This is a genomic window from Sphingomonas sp. NFR15 (assembly GCF_900103265.1).
GTDB lineage: Bacteria > Pseudomonadota > Alphaproteobacteria > Sphingomonadales > Sphingomonadaceae > Sphingomonas > Sphingomonas pollutisoli.
Map to the genome: position 1 here is coordinate 13,987 of NZ_FMWX01000005.1, position 18,136 is coordinate 32,122.

General features: G+C 67.9%; 15 protein-coding genes. 12 read left to right on the forward strand and 3 right to left on the reverse strand.

The window, feature by feature from the left end; genetic code table 11:
* The first annotated feature begins 14 nt into the window (after positions 1–14).
* The 3 genes from BLS81_RS12460 to BLS81_RS12470 are packed head-to-tail and all read left to right on the forward strand — an operon-like array spanning position 15 to position 2,952.
* Complete coding sequence (locus BLS81_RS12460) at positions 15–833, forward strand: TIGR04290 family methyltransferase (protein WP_256326222.1); 819 nt, start codon at positions 15–17, stop codon at positions 831–833.
* Entirely contained in the window at positions 830–1,840 is a 1,011-nt protein-coding gene (locus tag BLS81_RS12465; RefSeq protein WP_093224324.1) for a glycosyl hydrolase, read from the forward strand. The genes BLS81_RS12460 and BLS81_RS12465 overlap by 4 nt, the downstream gene beginning before the upstream one ends.
* Complete coding sequence (locus tag BLS81_RS12470; protein WP_093224325.1) at positions 1,840–2,952, forward strand: inositol-3-phosphate synthase; 1,113 nt, start codon at positions 1,840–1,842, stop codon at positions 2,950–2,952. The genes BLS81_RS12465 and BLS81_RS12470 overlap by 1 nt, the downstream gene beginning before the upstream one ends.
* 19 nt (positions 2,953–2,971) lie before the next feature.
* Here the strand turns inward: BLS81_RS12470 and BLS81_RS12475 are convergent, their stop codons facing one another.
* On the reverse strand, positions 2,972–3,499 hold the full coding sequence (locus tag BLS81_RS12475) for a DUF1003 domain-containing protein (protein ID WP_093224327.1): 528 nt from the start codon (positions 3,497–3,499) through the stop codon (positions 2,972–2,974).
* Between the two features lie 50 nt (positions 3,500–3,549).
* Between BLS81_RS12475 and BLS81_RS12480 the strand changes: the two genes are divergently transcribed.
* From BLS81_RS12480 to BLS81_RS12515, 8 genes are all read left to right on the forward strand, one after another.
* Positions 3,550–4,506, forward strand: a complete 957-nt coding sequence (locus tag BLS81_RS12480; protein WP_176787156.1) for an MDR/zinc-dependent alcohol dehydrogenase-like family protein — start codon at positions 3,550–3,552, stop codon at positions 4,504–4,506.
* Positions 4,503–5,477, forward strand: a complete 975-nt coding sequence (locus tag BLS81_RS12485) for a Gfo/Idh/MocA family protein (RefSeq protein ID WP_093224331.1) — start codon at positions 4,503–4,505, stop codon at positions 5,475–5,477. The genes BLS81_RS12480 and BLS81_RS12485 overlap by 4 nt, the downstream gene beginning before the upstream one ends.
* A gap of 122 nt (positions 5,478–5,599) precedes the next feature.
* Positions 5,600–6,259, forward strand: a complete 660-nt coding sequence (locus BLS81_RS12490; protein ID WP_218123126.1) for a helix-turn-helix domain-containing protein — start codon at positions 5,600–5,602, stop codon at positions 6,257–6,259.
* 56 nt (positions 6,260–6,315) lie between these two features.
* Complete coding sequence (locus tag BLS81_RS12495; RefSeq protein ID WP_093224334.1) at positions 6,316–6,930, forward strand: TetR/AcrR family transcriptional regulator; 615 nt, start codon at positions 6,316–6,318, stop codon at positions 6,928–6,930.
* Positions 6,931–7,241: 311 nt separating this feature from the next.
* Complete coding sequence (locus tag BLS81_RS12500; protein ID WP_093224335.1) at positions 7,242–7,637, forward strand: hypothetical protein; 396 nt, start codon at positions 7,242–7,244, stop codon at positions 7,635–7,637.
* The gene (locus BLS81_RS12505; protein WP_093224336.1) at positions 7,634–8,896 is read left to right on the forward strand and encodes an efflux RND transporter periplasmic adaptor subunit; all 1,263 of its coding nucleotides are present in this window, start codon (positions 7,634–7,636) and stop codon (positions 8,894–8,896) included. The genes BLS81_RS12500 and BLS81_RS12505 overlap by 4 nt, the downstream gene beginning before the upstream one ends.
* 155 nt (positions 8,897–9,051) lie before the next feature.
* Positions 9,052–12,237: an efflux RND transporter permease subunit gene (locus BLS81_RS12510; RefSeq protein ID WP_093224337.1), complete on the forward strand. Its 3,186-nt coding sequence runs from the start codon at positions 9,052–9,054 to the stop codon at positions 12,235–12,237.
* 12 nt (positions 12,238–12,249) lie between these two features.
* Entirely contained in the window at positions 12,250–13,692 is a 1,443-nt protein-coding gene (locus BLS81_RS12515; RefSeq protein ID WP_093224339.1) for an efflux transporter outer membrane subunit, read from the forward strand.
* Positions 13,693–13,827: 135 nt separating this feature from the next.
* On the opposite strand, the gene BLS81_RS12520 is transcribed toward BLS81_RS12515, so the two are convergent.
* Positions 13,828–14,841, reverse strand: a complete 1,014-nt coding sequence (locus BLS81_RS12520) for a polyprenyl synthetase family protein (RefSeq protein WP_093224340.1) — start codon at positions 14,839–14,841, stop codon at positions 13,828–13,830.
* Positions 14,842–14,948: 107 nt separating this feature from the next.
* On the opposite strand from BLS81_RS12520, the gene BLS81_RS12525 reads away from it, so the two are divergent.
* Complete coding sequence (locus BLS81_RS12525) at positions 14,949–15,233, forward strand: chorismate mutase (protein ID WP_093224342.1); 285 nt, start codon at positions 14,949–14,951, stop codon at positions 15,231–15,233.
* Positions 15,234–15,555: 322 nt separating this feature from the next.
* Here the strand turns inward: BLS81_RS12525 and BLS81_RS12530 are convergent, their stop codons facing one another.
* Entirely contained in the window at positions 15,556–18,102 is a 2,547-nt protein-coding gene (locus BLS81_RS12530; protein WP_256326223.1) for a TonB-dependent receptor, read from the reverse strand.
* Positions 18,103–18,136 lie beyond the last annotated feature (34 nt).

Genomic DNA, 18,136 nt, shown 5'->3' on the forward strand with positions numbered 1-18,136 from the left:
CGAGAGGCTGCACGTTGCATCATTTATCCCGACAGGGCGCGAGCGCGCTGGATGCCGCCGCGCTGCGCACGCGGATCGATGCGCTCGGGCCGTGGTTCCACAATATCGATCTCGGCGGCGGCGTGACGACCGCACCCGATCATTTTCTCGGCGATTACCCGACCTTCAAATACGAACGCTTCGCGCACGTCATCCCGGCCGATCTCACCGGCAAGACCGTGCTCGATATTGGCTGCAACGCCGGCTTCTATTCGGTCGAGATGAAGCGGCGCGGCGCCGCGCGCGTGCTCGGCATCGACAGCGACGAGCGCTACCTGGCGCAGGCGCGGCTGGCGAGCGAGGCGCTCGGCTTCGACGGCGTCGAGTTCGCCAATCTCTCGGTCTATGACGTCGCCGCGATCGGCGAGCGTTTCGATCTCGTGATCTTCATGGGCGTGCTTTACCATTTGCGCCACCCGCTGCTCGCGCTCGATCTGATCCGCGAGCATGTCGCGGGCGATTTGATGCTGTTCCAGACGCTTCAGCAAGGCGCGAACACGGTCGCCGAGGTGCCGGCGGATCATCCGTTCTTCGTGCCCGGCACCTACACGCCGCCGGCCTATTTCGACGATCCCGGCTATCCCAAGATGCACTTCATCGAGCACGCGTTCGCGAACGACTGGACCAATTGGTGGGCGCCGAACGCGGCGTGCAGCCAGGCGATGCTGCGCGCCGCCGGCTTCACGATCAAGGCCAACCCGGAGGCCGACGTCTATCTCTGCCGCACCGCGCCCGTGCCGTACGCCGAGCACGGCCCGGCGGCGGTCTATCCAGCCAAGGGGGGGCTCACATGATCGAAGCGGCGATGCTCTGGAACGAGCCGAACAACAAATCGCATTGGGATCCGGCGCTCGACCCTGACTGGCAGCGTTTCGCCGAGCATGTCGTGCGCGCCGGCGATGCGATCCACGCGATCAACCCGGCGGTGACGCGCGTGCTCGGCGGCATGTCGCCGATCGACCCGCATTGGCTCGGCAAGATGGAGGGACATGGCGCGCTCGACGCGGTCGATGTGGTCGCGGTCCACGGCTTCCCGCTCGACTGGAACCTGTGGCCGCTCTCGGCCTGGCCGGACAAGATCGCCGAGATCACGGCCGTCACCGACAAGCCGGTGTGGGTGACCGAGGTCGGCGTCAGTTCGTTCGGTGCCGAGGAGGTGCAGGTGTTCGGGCTGGAGCGCACCGCGAGCCTGCTGAAAGGTGTGGCACCACGCGTGTTCTGGTATTCGCTGTTCGATCTGCCGATGAGTTGGGGCGCCGAGACGCGCCACCGCGAGGCGGAAGGGTCGTCCTATTACCGCCATTTCTATCTTGGCCTCATCCGCGAGGACGGCACGCCCAAGCCCGCGCTCGAAACCTATGCGCAGCATGCCGCCGACATCGGGCTGATGCAGTGGTTCCATTTCCACGATCCCCGGCTCGACGAGGCGGTGGCGTGGATGAAGCGGCTCGGCACGCGGCGCATCCGCACCGGCCTGTCATGGGCGGACAGCTTCCGTCCCAATGCGGTCGACTGGTTCGACCGGCAGATGGAGGCGCTCGCCGATTTCGACGTCACCGTCACCTTCTGCTTCACCCCCGAGCATCTCGGCGTCGCGCCGCACCACACCAGTCCGGCGCGCGACCCGCAGCAGTTCGCCGATTTCTGCGCGTGGATGATCGACCGCTACGCGCCCGCCGGAGCCACCAGCACGGGCATCGCCGCGCCGGAAACGCCACCGGTGCCGCCGCGCGTGCCCGAACTCACCCCTCTCGATTTCAACCGCGACGAGCGTCTCGCCGCCGAACGGAGCGCCGCCTGATGCTTTCCCCCGACCGTCGTGGAATCAACGTCGCCATCGCCGGCATCGGCAATTGCGCCAGCTCGCTCGTCCAGGGCATCGAACATTATCGCGCCGGTGCCAACGACACCGTCGGACTGATGCACCAGGAGCTCGGCGGCTATGAGCCGAGCGACATTCGTGTCGTCGCCGCCTGGGATGTCGATGCGCGCAAGGTCGGCCGCGACGTGGCCGAGGCGATCTTCGCCAAGCCCAATTGCACCGCCGTCTTCTGTGCGAGCGTCGAGCCGACCGGCGCCGAGGTGCGGATGGGGCCGGTGCTCGATGGCGTCGCCGATCACATGGCCGACTACCCCGACGAGCGCACCTTCCGCGTCGCGGACGCCGCCGAACCGAGCAAGGCGGACGTGGTCGCGCTGCTGCGTGAGAGCAAGGCCGACGTGCTGATGAACTATCTGCCGGTCGGGTCGCAGGCGGCGAGCGAATTCTACGCCGAATGCGCGCTCGAAGCCGGAGTCGCCTTCGTCAACAACATCCCCGTCTTCATCGCGAGCAACCCCGAATGGGCGGATCGCTTCACCAAGGCGGGCGTGCCGATCATCGGCGACGACATCAAGGCGCAACTCGGCGCGACGATCGTCCACCGCGTGCTGACCGATCTGTTCAAGAAGCGTGGGGTGAAGCTCGACCGCACCTATCAGCTAAACACCGGCGGCAACACCGACTTCCTCAACATGCTCAACCGCACGCGGCTCGCGTCGAAGAAGGAGTCGAAGACCGAGGCGGTGCAGTCGGTCGCGCAGGCGCGGCTGGAGGATGAGAACATCCATGTCGGGCCGTCGGATTATGTCGCGTGGCAGAACGACAACAAGGTCTGCTTTCTGCGCATGGAAGGGCAGTTGTTCGGCGGCGTGCCGATGAACCTCGAACTGCGCCTGTCGGTCGAGGACAGCCCGAACAGCGCGGGCGTCGCGATCGACATGATCCGCTGCGCCAAGGTGGCGAAGGATCGCGGAATGGCCGGGCCGGTGCTGCCGGCCGCCGCGTGGTTCTGCAAGCACCCGCCGGTGCAGATGCCCGATGATGCGGCGCACGCCGCGCTCGAAGCGTTCATCGACCCGCGCGCGAACTGACGCGCGCGGGCCGGGGGCATCATTGGGTAAGCCCTTCCTCGCGCCGGCGCTGGTCGAGCGCGTCGAGTACGGCGGTCGGCTCGACGTCGGTCTCGATCTCGCCGAATTCGGCGCGGTCGACCGGCACGTCGAGCTTCGCCGCGATGCGCGCGACGAGTTCGGCGAGCTTGGTCAGTTCGTGTTCGGCGAGCAGGTTGACGTGAAGATCGAGATCGGCGCGACGATCGGCGGCGGCGGCCATCCGGTTCTGGCTGATGAGGACGAAGGTGGAGAGGAAGATCGCCTCGACCGAGGCGACCATCGCCAGCACGACGAAGCTGGGATCGAAGCGCGGGACACCCGGCACGACACCGAGATTGACGATGATCCACACCCCGAACACCGCGAGATGCAGCGCGACGAAGCGCATCGAGCCGGTGAAGGCGGTGATCTGGCCGGCGATACGTTCGCTGAGCGGCGCGGCCTGCGCCTCGGCGCGTTCGCGTGCGGTCAGCCGCGCGATGTTGTCGCGCAGCGTTTCGATCATCTGTGGCGTCGGGCTGGTCATGCAGGCGGCAATCGACAGGTCGCCAAAGAGTTGCAGGAAAAGGAAATATGATGCGTGCAGCCGTGCTGGACAAACCCGGCGTGATCCGGATCGACGAGGTGGCCGCACCTGCCCCGGGCGCGGGCGAGGTGCGGATCCGGCTGGAGGGGTGCGGCGTGTGCGCCTCCAACCTCGAACCCTGGGCGGGTCAGGACTGGATGACCTATCCGGGCGAGGCGGGCGGCCTCGGGCATGAGGGCTGGGGGACGATCGACGCGGTCGGCGCGGGCGTCGATGGCTTGGCGCCCGGCGACCGCGTCGCGGCGCTCTCCTACCGCAGCTTCGCCGAATATGACGTCGCGGCGGCGGACATGGTCGCCAAGCTGCCGCCCGCGCTCGCCGGCCAGCCGTTTCCGGGCGAGCCGCTCGGCTGCGCGTTCAATATCTTCCACCGCAGCAACATCCGCGCGGGGCAGACGGTGGCGATCATCGGCATCGGCTTCCTCGGCGCGGTGCTCACCAAGCTCGCGAGCGACGCCGGCGCACGCGTGATCGCAATCTCGCGGCGGCAAGAGTCGCTCGATCTCGCGCGGCATTATGGTGCGGCCGCGACGATCGCGATGCACGATCATTGTGCGATCATCGATGAGGTCAAGGCGTTGACCGGCGAGGCGATGTGCGAGCGCGTGATCGAGGCGGTCGGCAAGCAATGGCCGCTCGATCTGGCGGGTGAGCTGGTCGGCTTCGGCGGACGGCTGGTGATCGCGGGCTATCATCAGGACGGTCCGCGCCAGGTGAGCATGCAGAGCTGGAACTGGAAGGGCATCGACGTCATCAACGCGCACGAACGCGACCCCAGGGTGCAGATGCGCGGGCTTCGCGAGGCGATCGACGCGGTCGCGAGCGGGCGGCTCGATCCCGCGCCGCTCTACACGCATCGCTACGGCCTCGATCAGCTCGGCGAGGCGCTCGACGCCACCCGCGACAAGCCGGGGGCGTTCGTCAAGGCGCTGGTGGTGCTGGCATGACGCCGCGGATCGGGTTTCTCGGCACCGGCTGGATCGGCCGCCACCGGATGGCGGCGATGCTCGCGACCGGCGCGGTCAATGCGGTCGCGATCTGCGATCCGTCGCCGGACTGCGTCGCCGAGGCACGCGCGCTCGCGCCGGACGCGCGGGTGGTGGAGAGCCTTGCCGAGATGCTCGCGCTCGACATCGACGGCGTGGTGATCGCGACGCCGAGCGCACTCCACGCCGCGCAGTCGATCGAGGCGTTCGCGGCGGGCAAGGCGGTGTTCTGCCAGAAACCGCTCGGCCGCACCGCCGCGGAGACGCGGGGCGTGGTGGACGCGGCGCGCGCGGCGGACCGGCTGCTCGGGGTCGATCTGTCGTATCGCCATACCGAGGCGATGCGGCAGATCGCCGATCTGGTCCGCTCGGGCGCGCTCGGGCGGGTGTTCGCGATCGATCTGACCTTCCACAACGCGTACGGCCCCGACAAGCCGTGGTTCTACGACGCCGCGCAATCGGGCGGCGGCTGTGTCGTCGATCTCGGCGTGCATCTCGTCGATCTCGCCTTGTGGACGCTCGGCTTCCCGCCGGTTGCCGATGTCGATGCGCGGCTGACGCGCGGGGGCCTGCCCCTCGCCGCCGGCGCGGTCGAGGATTACGCGGTCGCGCGGTTCGCGGCCGGTGACGCGCAGGTGCGGCTCGCCTGTTCGTGGCGCCTCAATGCCGGGCGCGACGCGGTGATCGAGGCGGCGTTCTATGGGACGGAAGGCGGCGCGGCGCTGCGCAATGTCGGCGGCTCGTTCTACGATTTCACCGCCGAACGCTTCGACGGCACCGCCGCCACGCGCCTCGCCGATCCGCCCGACGACTGGGGCGGCCGCGCCGCCGCCGCCTGGGCCGGGCAGCTCGCCCGCGCGCCCGGTTTCGATCCGCTGGCGGAACAGTTCGTCCGTTGCGCCGAGGTGCTCGACCGCATCTACGGGCGCTGACCCCGACAACGGTGTTGCGCATCGCTCGCAATGGCGCGATTGGGGCGCGAGCCGCTACGATGTTCCTGGACGAAGCGGCTCCCGGCTCGACCCGCGCGGGCCGCCAGTAACGGAGTATGCGAATGCCCAAGTTGGTCAACGATATCGAGACAGCGGCCGCCGAGATCGAGGAACTGCGCACCGTATCGAGCGCGCCGACCACCGAAGCGCGCACGCTGGAGCGTGCCCTGGGGACGCAGATCCGCTTGCTGCGCCGCCGGCAGGATCTCTCGGTGTCCGATCTCGCGACGGCGGCGAGCATCTCGCTCGGCATGCTCTCGAAGATCGAAAACGGCCAGATCTCGCCGTCGCTGACGACGGTGCAGTCGCTCGCCCATGCGCTGTCGGTGCCGATCTCGTCGCTGTTCGAAAGCGTCGAGGAGCGGCAGGATTGCTCGTTCGTGCCGGCGGGACGCGGCGTCCATATCGAGCGGCGCGGCACCAAGGCCGGGCATAATTACCAGTTGCTCGGCCACCTCTCGCGCGGTGACGTCGTCGTCGAGCCGTATCTCATCACGCTCGACGAGCGGGCGACGCCGCACACCAGCTTCAGCCATTCGGGCGTCGAGCTGATCCACATGCTCGAAGGCGAGATGAAATACCGCCACGGCGGCGAGACCTTCCACCTGACGCCCGGCGACACGATGATGTTCGATTCGGGCGCGCAGCACGGGCCGGAGGAACTCGTCCAGTTTCCGATGCGCTATCTCTCGATCATCATCTATCCGCGCAACCACGGCTGACGCGGCAGTCGCCACGCCTAGACTCCACTGTACGCCATACCTATATACCGATCGGTATGGAACAGATTGACACGATTGCGCCTGCAAAGGGACGGCCCCGCGAGTTCTGCGTCGACACCGCGCTCGCCGCAGCGCTGCGCGTGTTCTGGCGCAACGGCTATGAGAGCGCGTCGATGGCGGAGCTGACCGCGGCGATGGGGATCACCAAGCCGAGCCTCTACGCCGCGTTCGGCAACAAGGAACAATTGTTCCACAAGGCGCTCGACCTCTACGAACGCGACAAGCTCGCCTACACCGAGAAAGCGCTGGCGGCGCCGACCGCGCGCGGGGTCGCCGAACGCCTGCTGCGCGGTTCGCTCGAACTGCAGATGAACCCCTATGACCCCAAGGGCTGCATGGCGATCATGAGCGTGATCTCCTGCGGCGCCGAAGCCGAATCGATCCGCGCCGACGTGATCGCGCGCCGGGCCTCGTCCGAAGCCGCGCTGATCGCACGCTTCCAGCGCGCGAAGGACGAGGGTGAGTTTCCCGAGGGGCTCGAGCCCGCCGCGCTCGCGCGGTTCCTGTATGCCATCATGCAGGGCCTGTCGGTTCAGGCGGGCGCGGGCGCGACCTGCGCCGAGCTGTCGCAGCTCGTCGAGACCAGCCTCGCGGTGTGGCCGACGAAATAATTACCCATCGGTATAGAATGCTGTTGACGCAGTGCGGCACGCCATTATATACCGACTGGTATTGAAGCTGGGTCGGTAAGTCAGCCTGGCATCGAGGCGAGGGAACCGCCGATGATTAGACCGACCTGCTGAATGTCGGCAGCCGCATGTACGCGGCTGCCTCGCGTATCACATCTTCCGTAATCGTAGACGCGGGCAGGCGGTTTTCGCTTTCCGGCGCCGCCCGAACTTTGCCCGAACCGTCGGTCTCGCCGCGTCGCAGGAATGCGTCCGCGGGGCCGCTGGCGCGCGGCCGTCCAAGGGGACATATGATGGCTTATCTCGATCTCGAACATCCGTTCGCCGCACCCGGCGCCAGCCGCGACACCGCGAAGCCCGCCGATACCGCGCCGAGCTTCTCCGCGCTCGAATGGAGCGTCATCGCGGTCGCGCGGCGTGACCGGATCAGCAGCCTCGACGAACCCGGCGCGATCGCGCGTGCGTTCGGCGGCCTGTTCGGCTTCGGCAAGGCGTCGCGGCTCGCCGAGCCCAAGCTGGAGACGCTGCGCCGGCTGGCGGTGCATGCGTGGCGGCGTGGCTATGCGCTCCCCGCGTCGGAGGTCGCCAATTTCCTGAAGGCGGGCTTCACCATGGCGCAGGCCGAGCTGCTGGTGGCGAGCGTCACCGGCGGCACGATGGGCTCGCTCGCGTGGAAGATCGCCGCATGAACATGGAAACCCCGATCACGGCGGAGGGGGCTACCCCCGTCAGCCGACGATGGTCGCGAATGCCGGGCTGGCAGCGCGGCGCCGCGATCCTGCTGCCGATCGCGGCGCTCGGCTATGCCGGCACCAGGCTCGCCGCGCCCGCGCCCACCGTCGCGGCGATGCCGCCCGCCTCGGTGACGGTCGCGCCGCCGCTGGTGCGCGATGTCAACGAATGGGACGATTATATCGGCCGCTTCGCCGCCAGCCGCACGGTCGAAATCCGCCCGCGCATCAACGGCGAAGTCACCGGCGTGCATTTCCGCGATGGGGATATCGTCCGCAAGGGCCAACTCCTCTTCACGATCGACGCGCGGCCGTTCGCAGCGCAACTCGCCGAAGCCAAGGCCAACGTCGCCAGTGCCGCCAGCGCGCTGGCGCTGGCCAAGTCCGATCTCGGCCGCGCGACCCGGCTGGTCGATGACGAGGCGGTGTCGGCGGGCGAAGTCGATTCGCTGCGCGCCAAGGTTCAGGCGGCGAGCGCCGCGCTCGCGGCGGCACAGGCGCGGGTGCGTGCGCGTGCGCTCGACGTGGAGTTCACCCAGGTGCGCGCGCCGATCGCCGGCCGCATTTCCGACCGCCGCGTCGATCCGGGCAACCAGGTCGCGGGCGGCGAGGGGACGGGCGGCACCGTGCTGACCACGATCAACGCGCTCGACCCGATCTATTTCGAGTTCGACGGCTCCGAAGCGCTGTATCTCAAGACGCAGCGCAACCGCCAGCCCGGCGCGGGGCCGGCGCCGGTCGAGATTCAGTTGCAGGACGAGGCCGAGCATCGGTGGAAGGGCCGGCTCGACTTCACCGACAATGCGCTCGACCAGCGTTCGGGCACCATTCGCGGCCGCGCGGTGCTCGATAATCCCAACTATTTCCTCACCCCCGGGATGTTCGGCAACATGCGGCTCGCCAACGGCGGCACCACCCGCGCGCTGCTCGTGCCCGACGCGGCGGTGCAGACCGATCAGGCGCGCAAGATCGTGCTGACGGTCGATCGGCAGGATCAGGTCGTCGCCAAGCCGGTCGTGCTCGGGCCGGTCGTCAACGGGCTGCGCGTCGTGCGTTCGGGTCTCGCGCCGAGCGACCGGGTGGTCATTACCGGCGTGCAGATGGCGGTGCCGGGCACCAAGGTCGCGCCGCACCCCGGCAAAATCGCGCCCGAGGCGCAGGCCGCAGCCACGCCGGTGGCCGCGCCGCTCGCTGGCGAGGCGACTTTCGGGCGGTAAGTCCAAGCTCCCGTTCGTGCTAAGCTTGTCGAAGCACGTGCAACAAGCGCTGCGCTCGGCACACGCCCTTCGACAAGCTCAGGGCGAACGGGACGGGTGCGCGTGGTGGGCACCGCACGACCGAAACCGTTTCCTTTAATCAAGGACGAACACTCATGCGCCTCTCGCGCCTCTTCATCACGCGGCCAATCTTCGCCGCGGTGATCGCGGTCGTCATCACGCTGGTCGGGGCGATCGCCTATGTCGGCCTGCCGGTGTCGCAATATCCCGATATCGTCCCGCCGACCGTCACCGTGACGGCGGTCTACCCCGGCGCCAGCGCCGAGACGGTCGCCGAGACGGTCGCCACGCCGATCGAGCAGGAGATCAACGGCGTCGACAACATGCTGTACCAGTCGTCACAATCGACCGGCGACGGCAAGCTGACGATCACCGTCACCTTCAAGATCGGCACCAACCTCGATGCCGCGCAGGTGCTGGTGCAGAACCGCGTCGCGATCGCGGTGCCGCGCTTGCCCGAAGACGTGCAGCGGCTCGGCGTGGTGACGCGCAAGACCTCGCCCGACTTTCTGATGGTGGTCAACCTGATCTCGCCCGACGACTCGCTCGATCGCGGCTATGTCTCCAATTACGCGCTGACGCAGATCCGCGACCGGCTGACCCGCATCGATGGGGTCGGCGACGTGCAGTTGTTCGGCAATCGCGACTATTCGATGCGCGTGTGGATCGACCCCGGCCGCGCCGCCGCGCTTGGGTTGACCGCCGGCGAGATCGTCGCGGCGCTGCGCGCGCAGAACGTCCAGGTCGCAGCGGGCACGCTCGGCCAGCCGCCCTATTCGCAGGGGGACGCCTATCAGCTCAACGTCGAGACGCAGGGTCGGCTGACCGACCCCAAGCAGTTCGCCGACGTCGTCATCCGCACCGACGCCGATGGCCGGCAGGTGCGCGTGTCGGATGTAGCCCGCGTCGAACTCGGCGCGCAGGACTATGGCTCGAACACCTATATGAGCGGCAAGCCGACCGTGATCCTCGCGGTGTTCCAGCGGCCCGGCTCGAACGCGCTCGCCGCCGCGCAGGCGGTCACCGCGACGATGGACGATGCGCAGAAGCATTTCCCCAAGGGCCTCGCCTACCGCGTGATCTACAACCCCACCGAGTTCATCTCGCAGTCGATCGACGCGGTGAAGCATACGCTGATCGAGGCGATCATCCTCGTCGTGATCGTCATCCTCGTGTTCCTCCAGAAATGGCGCGCGGCGATCATCCCGGTGGTGGCGATCCCCGTCTCGCTGATCGGTACCTTCGCGGTGCTGGCGGCGATGGGCTATTCGCTCAACAACCTGTCGCTGTTCGGGCTGGTGCTGGCGATCGGCATCGTCGTCGACGACGCGATCGTCGTGGTCGAGAATGTCGAGCGCAACCTCGAACACGGGCTGTCGCCGCTCGAGGCCGCACGCGTGTCGATGGACGAGGTGTCGGGCGCACTCGTCGCGATCGTGCTGGTGCTGGTCGCGGTGTTCGTGCCGACGGTGTTCCTCACCGGCCTGTCGGGCGCGTTCTACCGCCAGTTCGCGGTGACGATCACGACCGCGACGATCATCTCGCTGGTGCTGTCGCTGACCTTGTCGCCCGCGCTCGCCGCGATCCTGCTCAAGCCGAGCGAAGCGCGCAGCGAAGGGCGGTTCGGTCGCGCGGTGACGCGCGCCGGTGACGCCTTCAACCGCGGGTTCGAACGACTGAGCAACGCGTACGCCGCGCTGACTCTCCGCCTGGTGCGGGCGCCGCGCAAGATGATGCTCGCCTATGCCGGCATGATCGCGCTGACCGTGGGCGTGTTCTGGGCGACCCCGACCGGGTTCATCCCGGCGCAGGACCAGGGCTATTTCCTCACCGTCATCCAGTTGCCGCCCGGCTCCTCGGTCGAGCGCACCGACACGGTGATGCGCAAGGTCGCCGCCCGCATCCTGCCGCTCGCGGGCGTCAAGGGCGCGGTGATGCTCGCCGGGTTCGACGGCCCATCGCAGACGCTCGCACCCAATGCCGCCGCCGCCTATATCCCGCTCAAGAGCTTCGAGGAGCGCGCCAAATTGGGCGTGACGCTCGGCAGCATCATGGCCGAGGCGGGTAAGGCGACCGCCGACATCAACGAAGCGCGGCTGCTGATCGTGCCGCCGCCGCTGATCCAGGGGATCGGCTCGGCGGGTGGCTATCGGATCATGGTCAAGGATCAGGAGGCGCGCGGCTACACGCAAATGGCGACCGCGGCGTACGGGCTGATCGGCAAGGCCAACCAGACCAAGGGGCTGAAGCAGGTCTATACCTTCTTCGAAACCTCGACTCCGCGCATCTTCGCCGATGTCGATCGCGCCAAGGCCAATATGCTCGGCGTGCCCCCCGAGCGCGTGTTCGAGGCGTTGCAGGTCTATCTCGGCTCGGCCTTCGTCAACGATTTCAACCTGCTCGGGCGCACCTACCGCGTGACGGCGCAGGCCGACGCACCGTTCCGCCGCACGCCCGCCGATATCGCCAACCTCAAGACGCGCTCCAACTCGGGGCAGATGGTGCCGATCGGTTCGGTCTCGACCTTCGAGGACAAGACCGGGCCGTACCGCGTGACGCGCTACAATCTCGCCCCCGCCGTCGAGGTGGACGGCGATACCGCGCCGGGTTTCTCCTCGGGCCAGTCGCTGGTGACGATGCAGAAGCTTGCGGACGAGACGTTGCCCAAGGGCTTCACGACCGAGTGGACCGGCATCGCCTATCAGCAGCAGGCGGCGGGCAGCACAGCGGGCATCGTGTTCGGCATGGCGGTGGTGTTCGTCTTCCTCGTGCTGGCGGCGCAATATGAGAGCCTCACGCTGCCGCTCGCGATCGTGCTGATCGTGCCGATGTGTCTGCTCGCCGCGATGGCGGGGGTGAACCTGCGCGGCATGGACAACAATGTCCTCACCCAGATCGGCCTCGTCGTGCTGATCGCGCTGGCGGCGAAGAACGCGATCCTCGTGGTCGAATTCGCGAAGCAGGCCGAGGAGTTGCAGGGCCTGTCGCCGATCGAGGCGGCGGTGCAGGCGGCGCGCACCCGGTTGCGGCCGATCCTGATGACCTCGTTCGCGTTCATCCTCGGCGCGGTGCCGCTGGTGACGGCGAGCGGCGCGGGTTCGGAACTGCGCCAGGCGCTCGGGACGGCGGTGTTCTTCGGGATGATCGGGGTGACGGCGTTCGGGCTGATCTTCACGCCGACCTTCTACGTGGTGTGCAGGGCGCTGGCGATCCGCCTCGCCCGCCGCCGGCCCGCCGCTGCCGCCGAGCCGAACCATCCCCAGCTTCATCCCGCCGAATAGGAGCGGACCGTCATGAAGAACATCTTGTTGGCCACGATCTCGGCGCTCACGCTCTCCGCCTGCGCGGTCGGCCCCAATTACGTGGCGCCCGTGCCGACCCCAGGCGCGGTCGGCGGGTTCGCCGGCGCCGCCAGCCCGGCGGTGGTGGCGACCGCGCCCGACGACCAGTGGTGGAAGCTCTACAACGATCCGGTGCTCGACCGGCTGGTCGGTGATGCGCTCGCCGCCAATACCGACATCCGCGTCGCGGTGGCGCGGCTCGATGCGGCGCGCGCGTCGCTCAAAGGTGCGCGCAACGATCTGCTGCCGCAGACGCAACTGAGCGCGCAGCCGGGCTATGGCCGCTTGCCGGCGCTGCAAAGCGGCACGGGCGGGGCGCGAGAGACTGAACAGATCGCGCTCGGGCTCGACGTTTCGTATGAGCTCGATCTCGCCGGACGCGTTCGCCGCAATATCGAGGCGGCGAAGGGCGATGTCAGCGCGGCGGCGGCGGATGCCGATGCGGTGCGCGTCGCGATCGTGGCGCAGACGATCCGGGCCTATGTCGATGCCGCCGGCGCGGCCGAGCGGCTGGCGGTGGCGCGGCACATCGTCGATCTGCTCGACACGTCGGTGACGTTGACCGGCAAGCGTTTCGACGCGGGCCGCGCCGAGAAGCTCGACGTGATCCGCATCCAGACGCTGCGCGACCAGCGCGCCGCATTTGTGCCCGCGATCGCGGCCGAGCGGCAGGCGGCGCTGTTCCGGCTGGCGACGCTGACCGGGCATACGCCGCGCGAGCTGCCGGCGGATGCGGCCTTGCGCGCCGATCCGCCCCGGCTCGACCAGCCGATTCCGGTCGGTGATGGCCAGACCCTGCTCGCGCGCCGACCGGACGTGCGAGCGGCCGAGCGGCGGCTGGCGGCGGCGACCGCACGGATCGGCGTGGCGACCGCGGACCTCTATCCGCGCATCACGCTCGGCGGATCGGTCGGCTCGACCGGCACCAGCTTCAGCGACATTTTCGGCGGCGGGCCGTTCCGCTGGCTGGTCGGCTCGCTCATCAACTGGTCGTTCCCCAACACCAGCGCCGCGCGCGCGCGGATTGCCGGGGCGGAAGCGGACAGCCGTGGCGCGCTCGCCAGCTTCGACGGCACGGTGCTGCAGGCGCTCGAGGAAACCGAGACGGCACTGTCCACCTATGCGCGCGAGATCGACCGGCGGCAGGCGCTCGTCGCGGCGCGCGACGGCGCCGAACGCGCGGCGAAGATCGCCCGCGCCCGCCAGCGGGAGGGCACGATCGATTTCCTCGCGGTGCTCGATACCGAGCGGACCTTCGCCGACGCCGACGCTGATCTGGCGAGCGCCGACGTGCGGATCGCCGACGCGCAGGTCGACCTGTTCCGCTCGCTGGGCGGCGGCTGGGGCGCGCCGGTGGTGGCGAAGGCGGCGGGTGGGGAGAAGGCGGGGCGGTAAGCCGGACAGTCCTCGCCGCCGCCTCCCGTTCGTGCTGAGCGCAGTCGAAGCACGTGTTCTCGGTGAGCCGTGCGTGGCACGTGCTTCGACTTCGCTCAGCACGAACGGTAGAAGGGGCGATGCCCCGGCGGGAGCTTAAAACGCCCGCGCGATCGCGAAGTCGACCGCTTCGACCATCGCGTCCTTGGCCTTGCCGTTGGGGAAGATCGCGAGTGCGTCGATCGCGCGCTGGCCGTAGTGGCGGGCGCGGGCGAGCGTGTCGTCGATCGCGCGGGTGGCGCGGACCAGATCGAGCGCATGGGCGAAATCCGCGTCGCCGCTGCGATGCCCCTCGATCGCGGCCTTCCAGAACGTGCGATCCTCGGCGCTGCCGCGCGCATAAGCGAGGATGACAGGCAGGGTGGCCTTGCCGTCGCGGAAATCGTCGCCGGCGTCCTTGCCCATCGTGTCGGCATCCGAGACATAATCGATCGCGTCATCGACGAGCTGGAAAGCGACGCCGAGATTGCGGCCGTAGGCATCGAGCGCGGCTTCCTCGGCCTCGCTGCGCTCCGCCACCACCGCCGCGATCTTGCAAGCGGCGGCGAACAGCGCCGCGGTCTTGGCGACGATGATGTCGAGATAGCGCTCCTCGGGCGTATCGACGCGCCGCGCGGCGGTGAGCTGGTTGACCTCGCCCTCGGCGATGATCGCGCTCGCGCTCGACAGGATCTTGAGCACCTTGAGGCTGCCGTCCTCGACCATCAGCTCGAACGAGCGGCTGAACAGGAAATCGCCGACCAGCACGCTCGCCGGATTGCCCCAGATCAGATTGGCGGTGCGCTTGCCGCGCCGCAGATCGGAGCCATCGACGACATCGTCGTGGAGCAGGGTGGCGGTATGGATGAACTCGACCGCCGCCGCCAGGCGGTGATGGCGGGTGCCGGTATAGCCGAGCAGCTTCGCGCTCGCGAGCGTCAGCATCGGCCGCATCCGCTTGCCGCCACCGGCGATGAGATGCCCGGCGAGCGTCGGGATCAGCGGGATGTCGGACTGCATGCGATCGAGAATGACCGCGTTGACGAGGTTCATGTCGGCGGCGATCAGCGCAACCATCGGGTCGAGCGATGGGGCCGGGCGCTGGTCGAGGCGGTGGATCGTTGCGCTCATGTCCGTGGCGATGTGGCGGCAAGGGCGCGCAAAGGCAAGCCCGCAATGGACTTGCGCGCCGCTCAAGGGCTGCGCAAAAGGCGCGCGAACCGCGGATGGAGGGTTTGATGAGCGACGGCACGCTGGCGGGATATCGCCAGAGCATCGACAATATCGACGCGGCGCTGGTCTTCCTGCTCGCCGAGCGTTTCAAGGTGACGCAGGCGGTCGGCCGTTACAAGGCCACCGCCGGGCTGCCCCCGGCCGATCCGGGGCGCGAGGAAGCGCAGATCGCGCGACTGCGCGGCCTCGCCAAACAGGCCGATCTCGACCCCGATTTCAGCGAGAAATTCCTGCGCTTCATCATCGACGAGGTGATTCGCCATCATGAGCGCGTGCGCGACGCGGGGTGAGGGGGCTGCGGCTCCGCTCAGAACCGCAGCATGCCGAAGATCATCGCCCACAAGCACATACTGACCGGCAGCGCGTGTGCGATGCCCGCGATCGGCCCCGCCCGAGCGGTCTCGGGCAAATCGATGTGGTTCGTCGCAACGATCCGACCATGAAACATCTCGCCTCTCCCGCCAGCTTTCTAGGCTGGCGCAGAGACGATCCGGAACCCGTAGATATACGCTAAGGTTGGTTCCGGATGGTCGTGCGGATACCGCTGCTAGGCCGCTGCGTAGCCTCCGCGCTCGCGATGGAGCGGCCGGCGTAGCGGCCATTACCTCACGACTAGAACTTGGCCGTCACCGTGCCGAACACCGTCCGCCCGGCTGCGATCGTGGCGTAGTGCGAGGCATAGGCCTGGGTGAAATAGACCTTGTCGGTGAGGTTCTGGACGTTGACGCTCACCTGGAGGTTGCGGGTGAGCTTGTACTGGGCGTTGAGATCGAAGCGCCAGTAATCGGGAATGCCGCGCGACAGGACGGTCGTGGCGGGCGTGACCGTGACCACGCCGGCGGCATTCTGTGTCGCCCTGCGGTTGTCGGCATAGCCGCCATATTGCTTGTCCATGTAGATCGCGGTGCCGCCGAACGAGAGGCGGCTGGTGATCTGATAGCTGGAGGTCGCGGTGAAGCTGTTCTTCGCGGTCTGCGGCATCTGCTTGCCGGTGTTGACCGACTGCACCGAGACGGTCTTCGCGTTCTGGATCGTGGTGGCGACACCGCCCACGGTCTGGGTGATCGCCGCCGCCGTCAGCGCGGTGGTGCCGCCGTCGATGATCTTGGGGTCGAGATAGGTGTAGCCGCCGAACACCGACCAGCCGGGCAGGATCTGCCCCGAGACCGATAACTCGACGCCGCGAATACGCGACTTGCCGATGAACGCGACGGTGTTGCTGTCGTCGAGCACGCGCGCGTTGTCGATATCGGTCTGGAACACCGCCACGCTCATGCCGAGCCGTTCGTGGAACAGATTGGCCTTGGCGCCGACCTCGTAGGATTTGGTCTTGGTCGGCTTGAGCAGCGCGAGGACGTTGGCGGTGGCGGCGGTGGTCGGCAGCGCATTGGGTTCGCTGCCCTCGCCGAGCAGCGCGTTGGGAGGCGTCGCCGAAGTGGCGTAGCTCGCGTAGAGGCTGGTGTCCTTGGTCGGCTTGAAGACGAGCCCGGCCTGCCAGTTGAACAGTTCGTCCGTGCGCGAATAGCGCGCTGCCGTCGTGCCGGCGGTGAAGGGTGGCGTAATGGTCGATTTGTAGCGATCGTAGCGCGCGCCGAGGTTGAGGATCAGCGACGGGAGCAATGTGATCGAGTCGAAGCCGTACACGGCGACGGTGCTCGCGTCATTCTGCGTCTCGCTGTTGAGTGCGCCCTTCACGATCGGCATCCGCACATTCGAGGTATCGCTGGCGTAATTGACCCACGGATCGCTGGGATTGGGGTTGAACAGGCTGGTGCAATAATAGCGCGCGAGCGTGGTGCTGTCGCAGCGCGGGGTGATCGTCGATCCCGTCGCCTCGACGAAGGCGCCGCGCCGGGTCTTCTCCCAGGAGAATTCGGCGCCGGCGGCGAAGCTGTGCTCGATCGCGCCGGTGCTGAACTTGCCCGAGAGATCGATCTGATCGACCAGCGCCTTGCTGTAGCCGTAGCGCGTGTTGCCGCGCCGCCAGACATAGCCGCCGCCGGTCAGTTCGCTGCCGCCAGTGGCAGGGTTGATCGTGCCGGGTGCGGGGCTGATCGCGCCGGTCGCGCGGTTGAGCAGGCCGAACACGTTGCCGTTCGAATCGTCGGGCAGCAGGAAGATGTAGGATTGCTGGCTGTAATTATAGCGCGCAGTGTTTCGCAGCGTGATGCCGCCGAAATCATGCTCGGCGCGGACCATCGCGGTCTGCGTCTTGGTGTCGCGGAAATCGCGGTCCTTGAGGCCGTAGAAGGCCGAGCGATCGACGGTGCCGGTGGTGCCGTCCGCCAGCGTGATGCGGCCGATCGCGGGCGTGGTGAAGACGTTGCCGGTCGGCGCGTTGCAGACATTGGTCGAGCAGGCATAGAGATAGGGGATGCCGCTGTCGGGAAGCTCATGGCTTTCCATGTGGTAATAGCTCGCGGTCAACCGTGTCGGCGTGCCGAGGCCGATCGTCACCGAAGGGGCTACGCCCCAGCGGCGGCTCCAGATCGCGTCGCGGCCGGCGAAATCCTGGTCGTGCCACATGCCTTCGAGGCGGAAGGCGATCGTATCGGTGATCTTGAGGTTGAGGTCGCCGGCGACGCGCTTGTAATCGGCATTGCCGAAGCTCGCGCTGAGTGATCCGAAATCCGCCGCCTTGGGCAGCTTGGTCATGATGTTGATCGTGCCGCCGGCGCTGCCGCGCCCGCCCAGCGTCGAATCGGAACCGCGCACGATCTGCACCGAATCGATCGCGAACACCTCGCGGCTCTGCGAGGCGAGATCGCGCACGCCGTCGATATAGATGCTGCCCTGGCTGTCGAAGCCGCGGATGAACGGGCGGTCGCCGATCGGGTTGCCGCCCTCGGCCGCGCCGAAGGTGATGCCCGGCACGGTGCGCAGCGCATCCTGCAGGCTGGTCGAGCCGGTCTGCTCGATCACTTCGCTTGGCAGGACGACGATCGACCGCGGCGTGTTGATGAGCGGCGCGACCTGCTTGGGATCGCGCGGGCCGGCGTCGCGCTGGCCGTTGACGATGACATCGGTGTGGCTCTGATCCTCGTTCGCCACCGGGGCGGCCGCGTCATCGGCCCAGGCCGGCAGCCCGGCGAAGGCGCCGACGCAGGACAGCGCGAGGAAGGCGGGCTTGGCGGCGGTGCGGATAACGTGGCTCGGCAATGGATGTCCCCCTTGTTCGTTGCGGGGTCAGCTA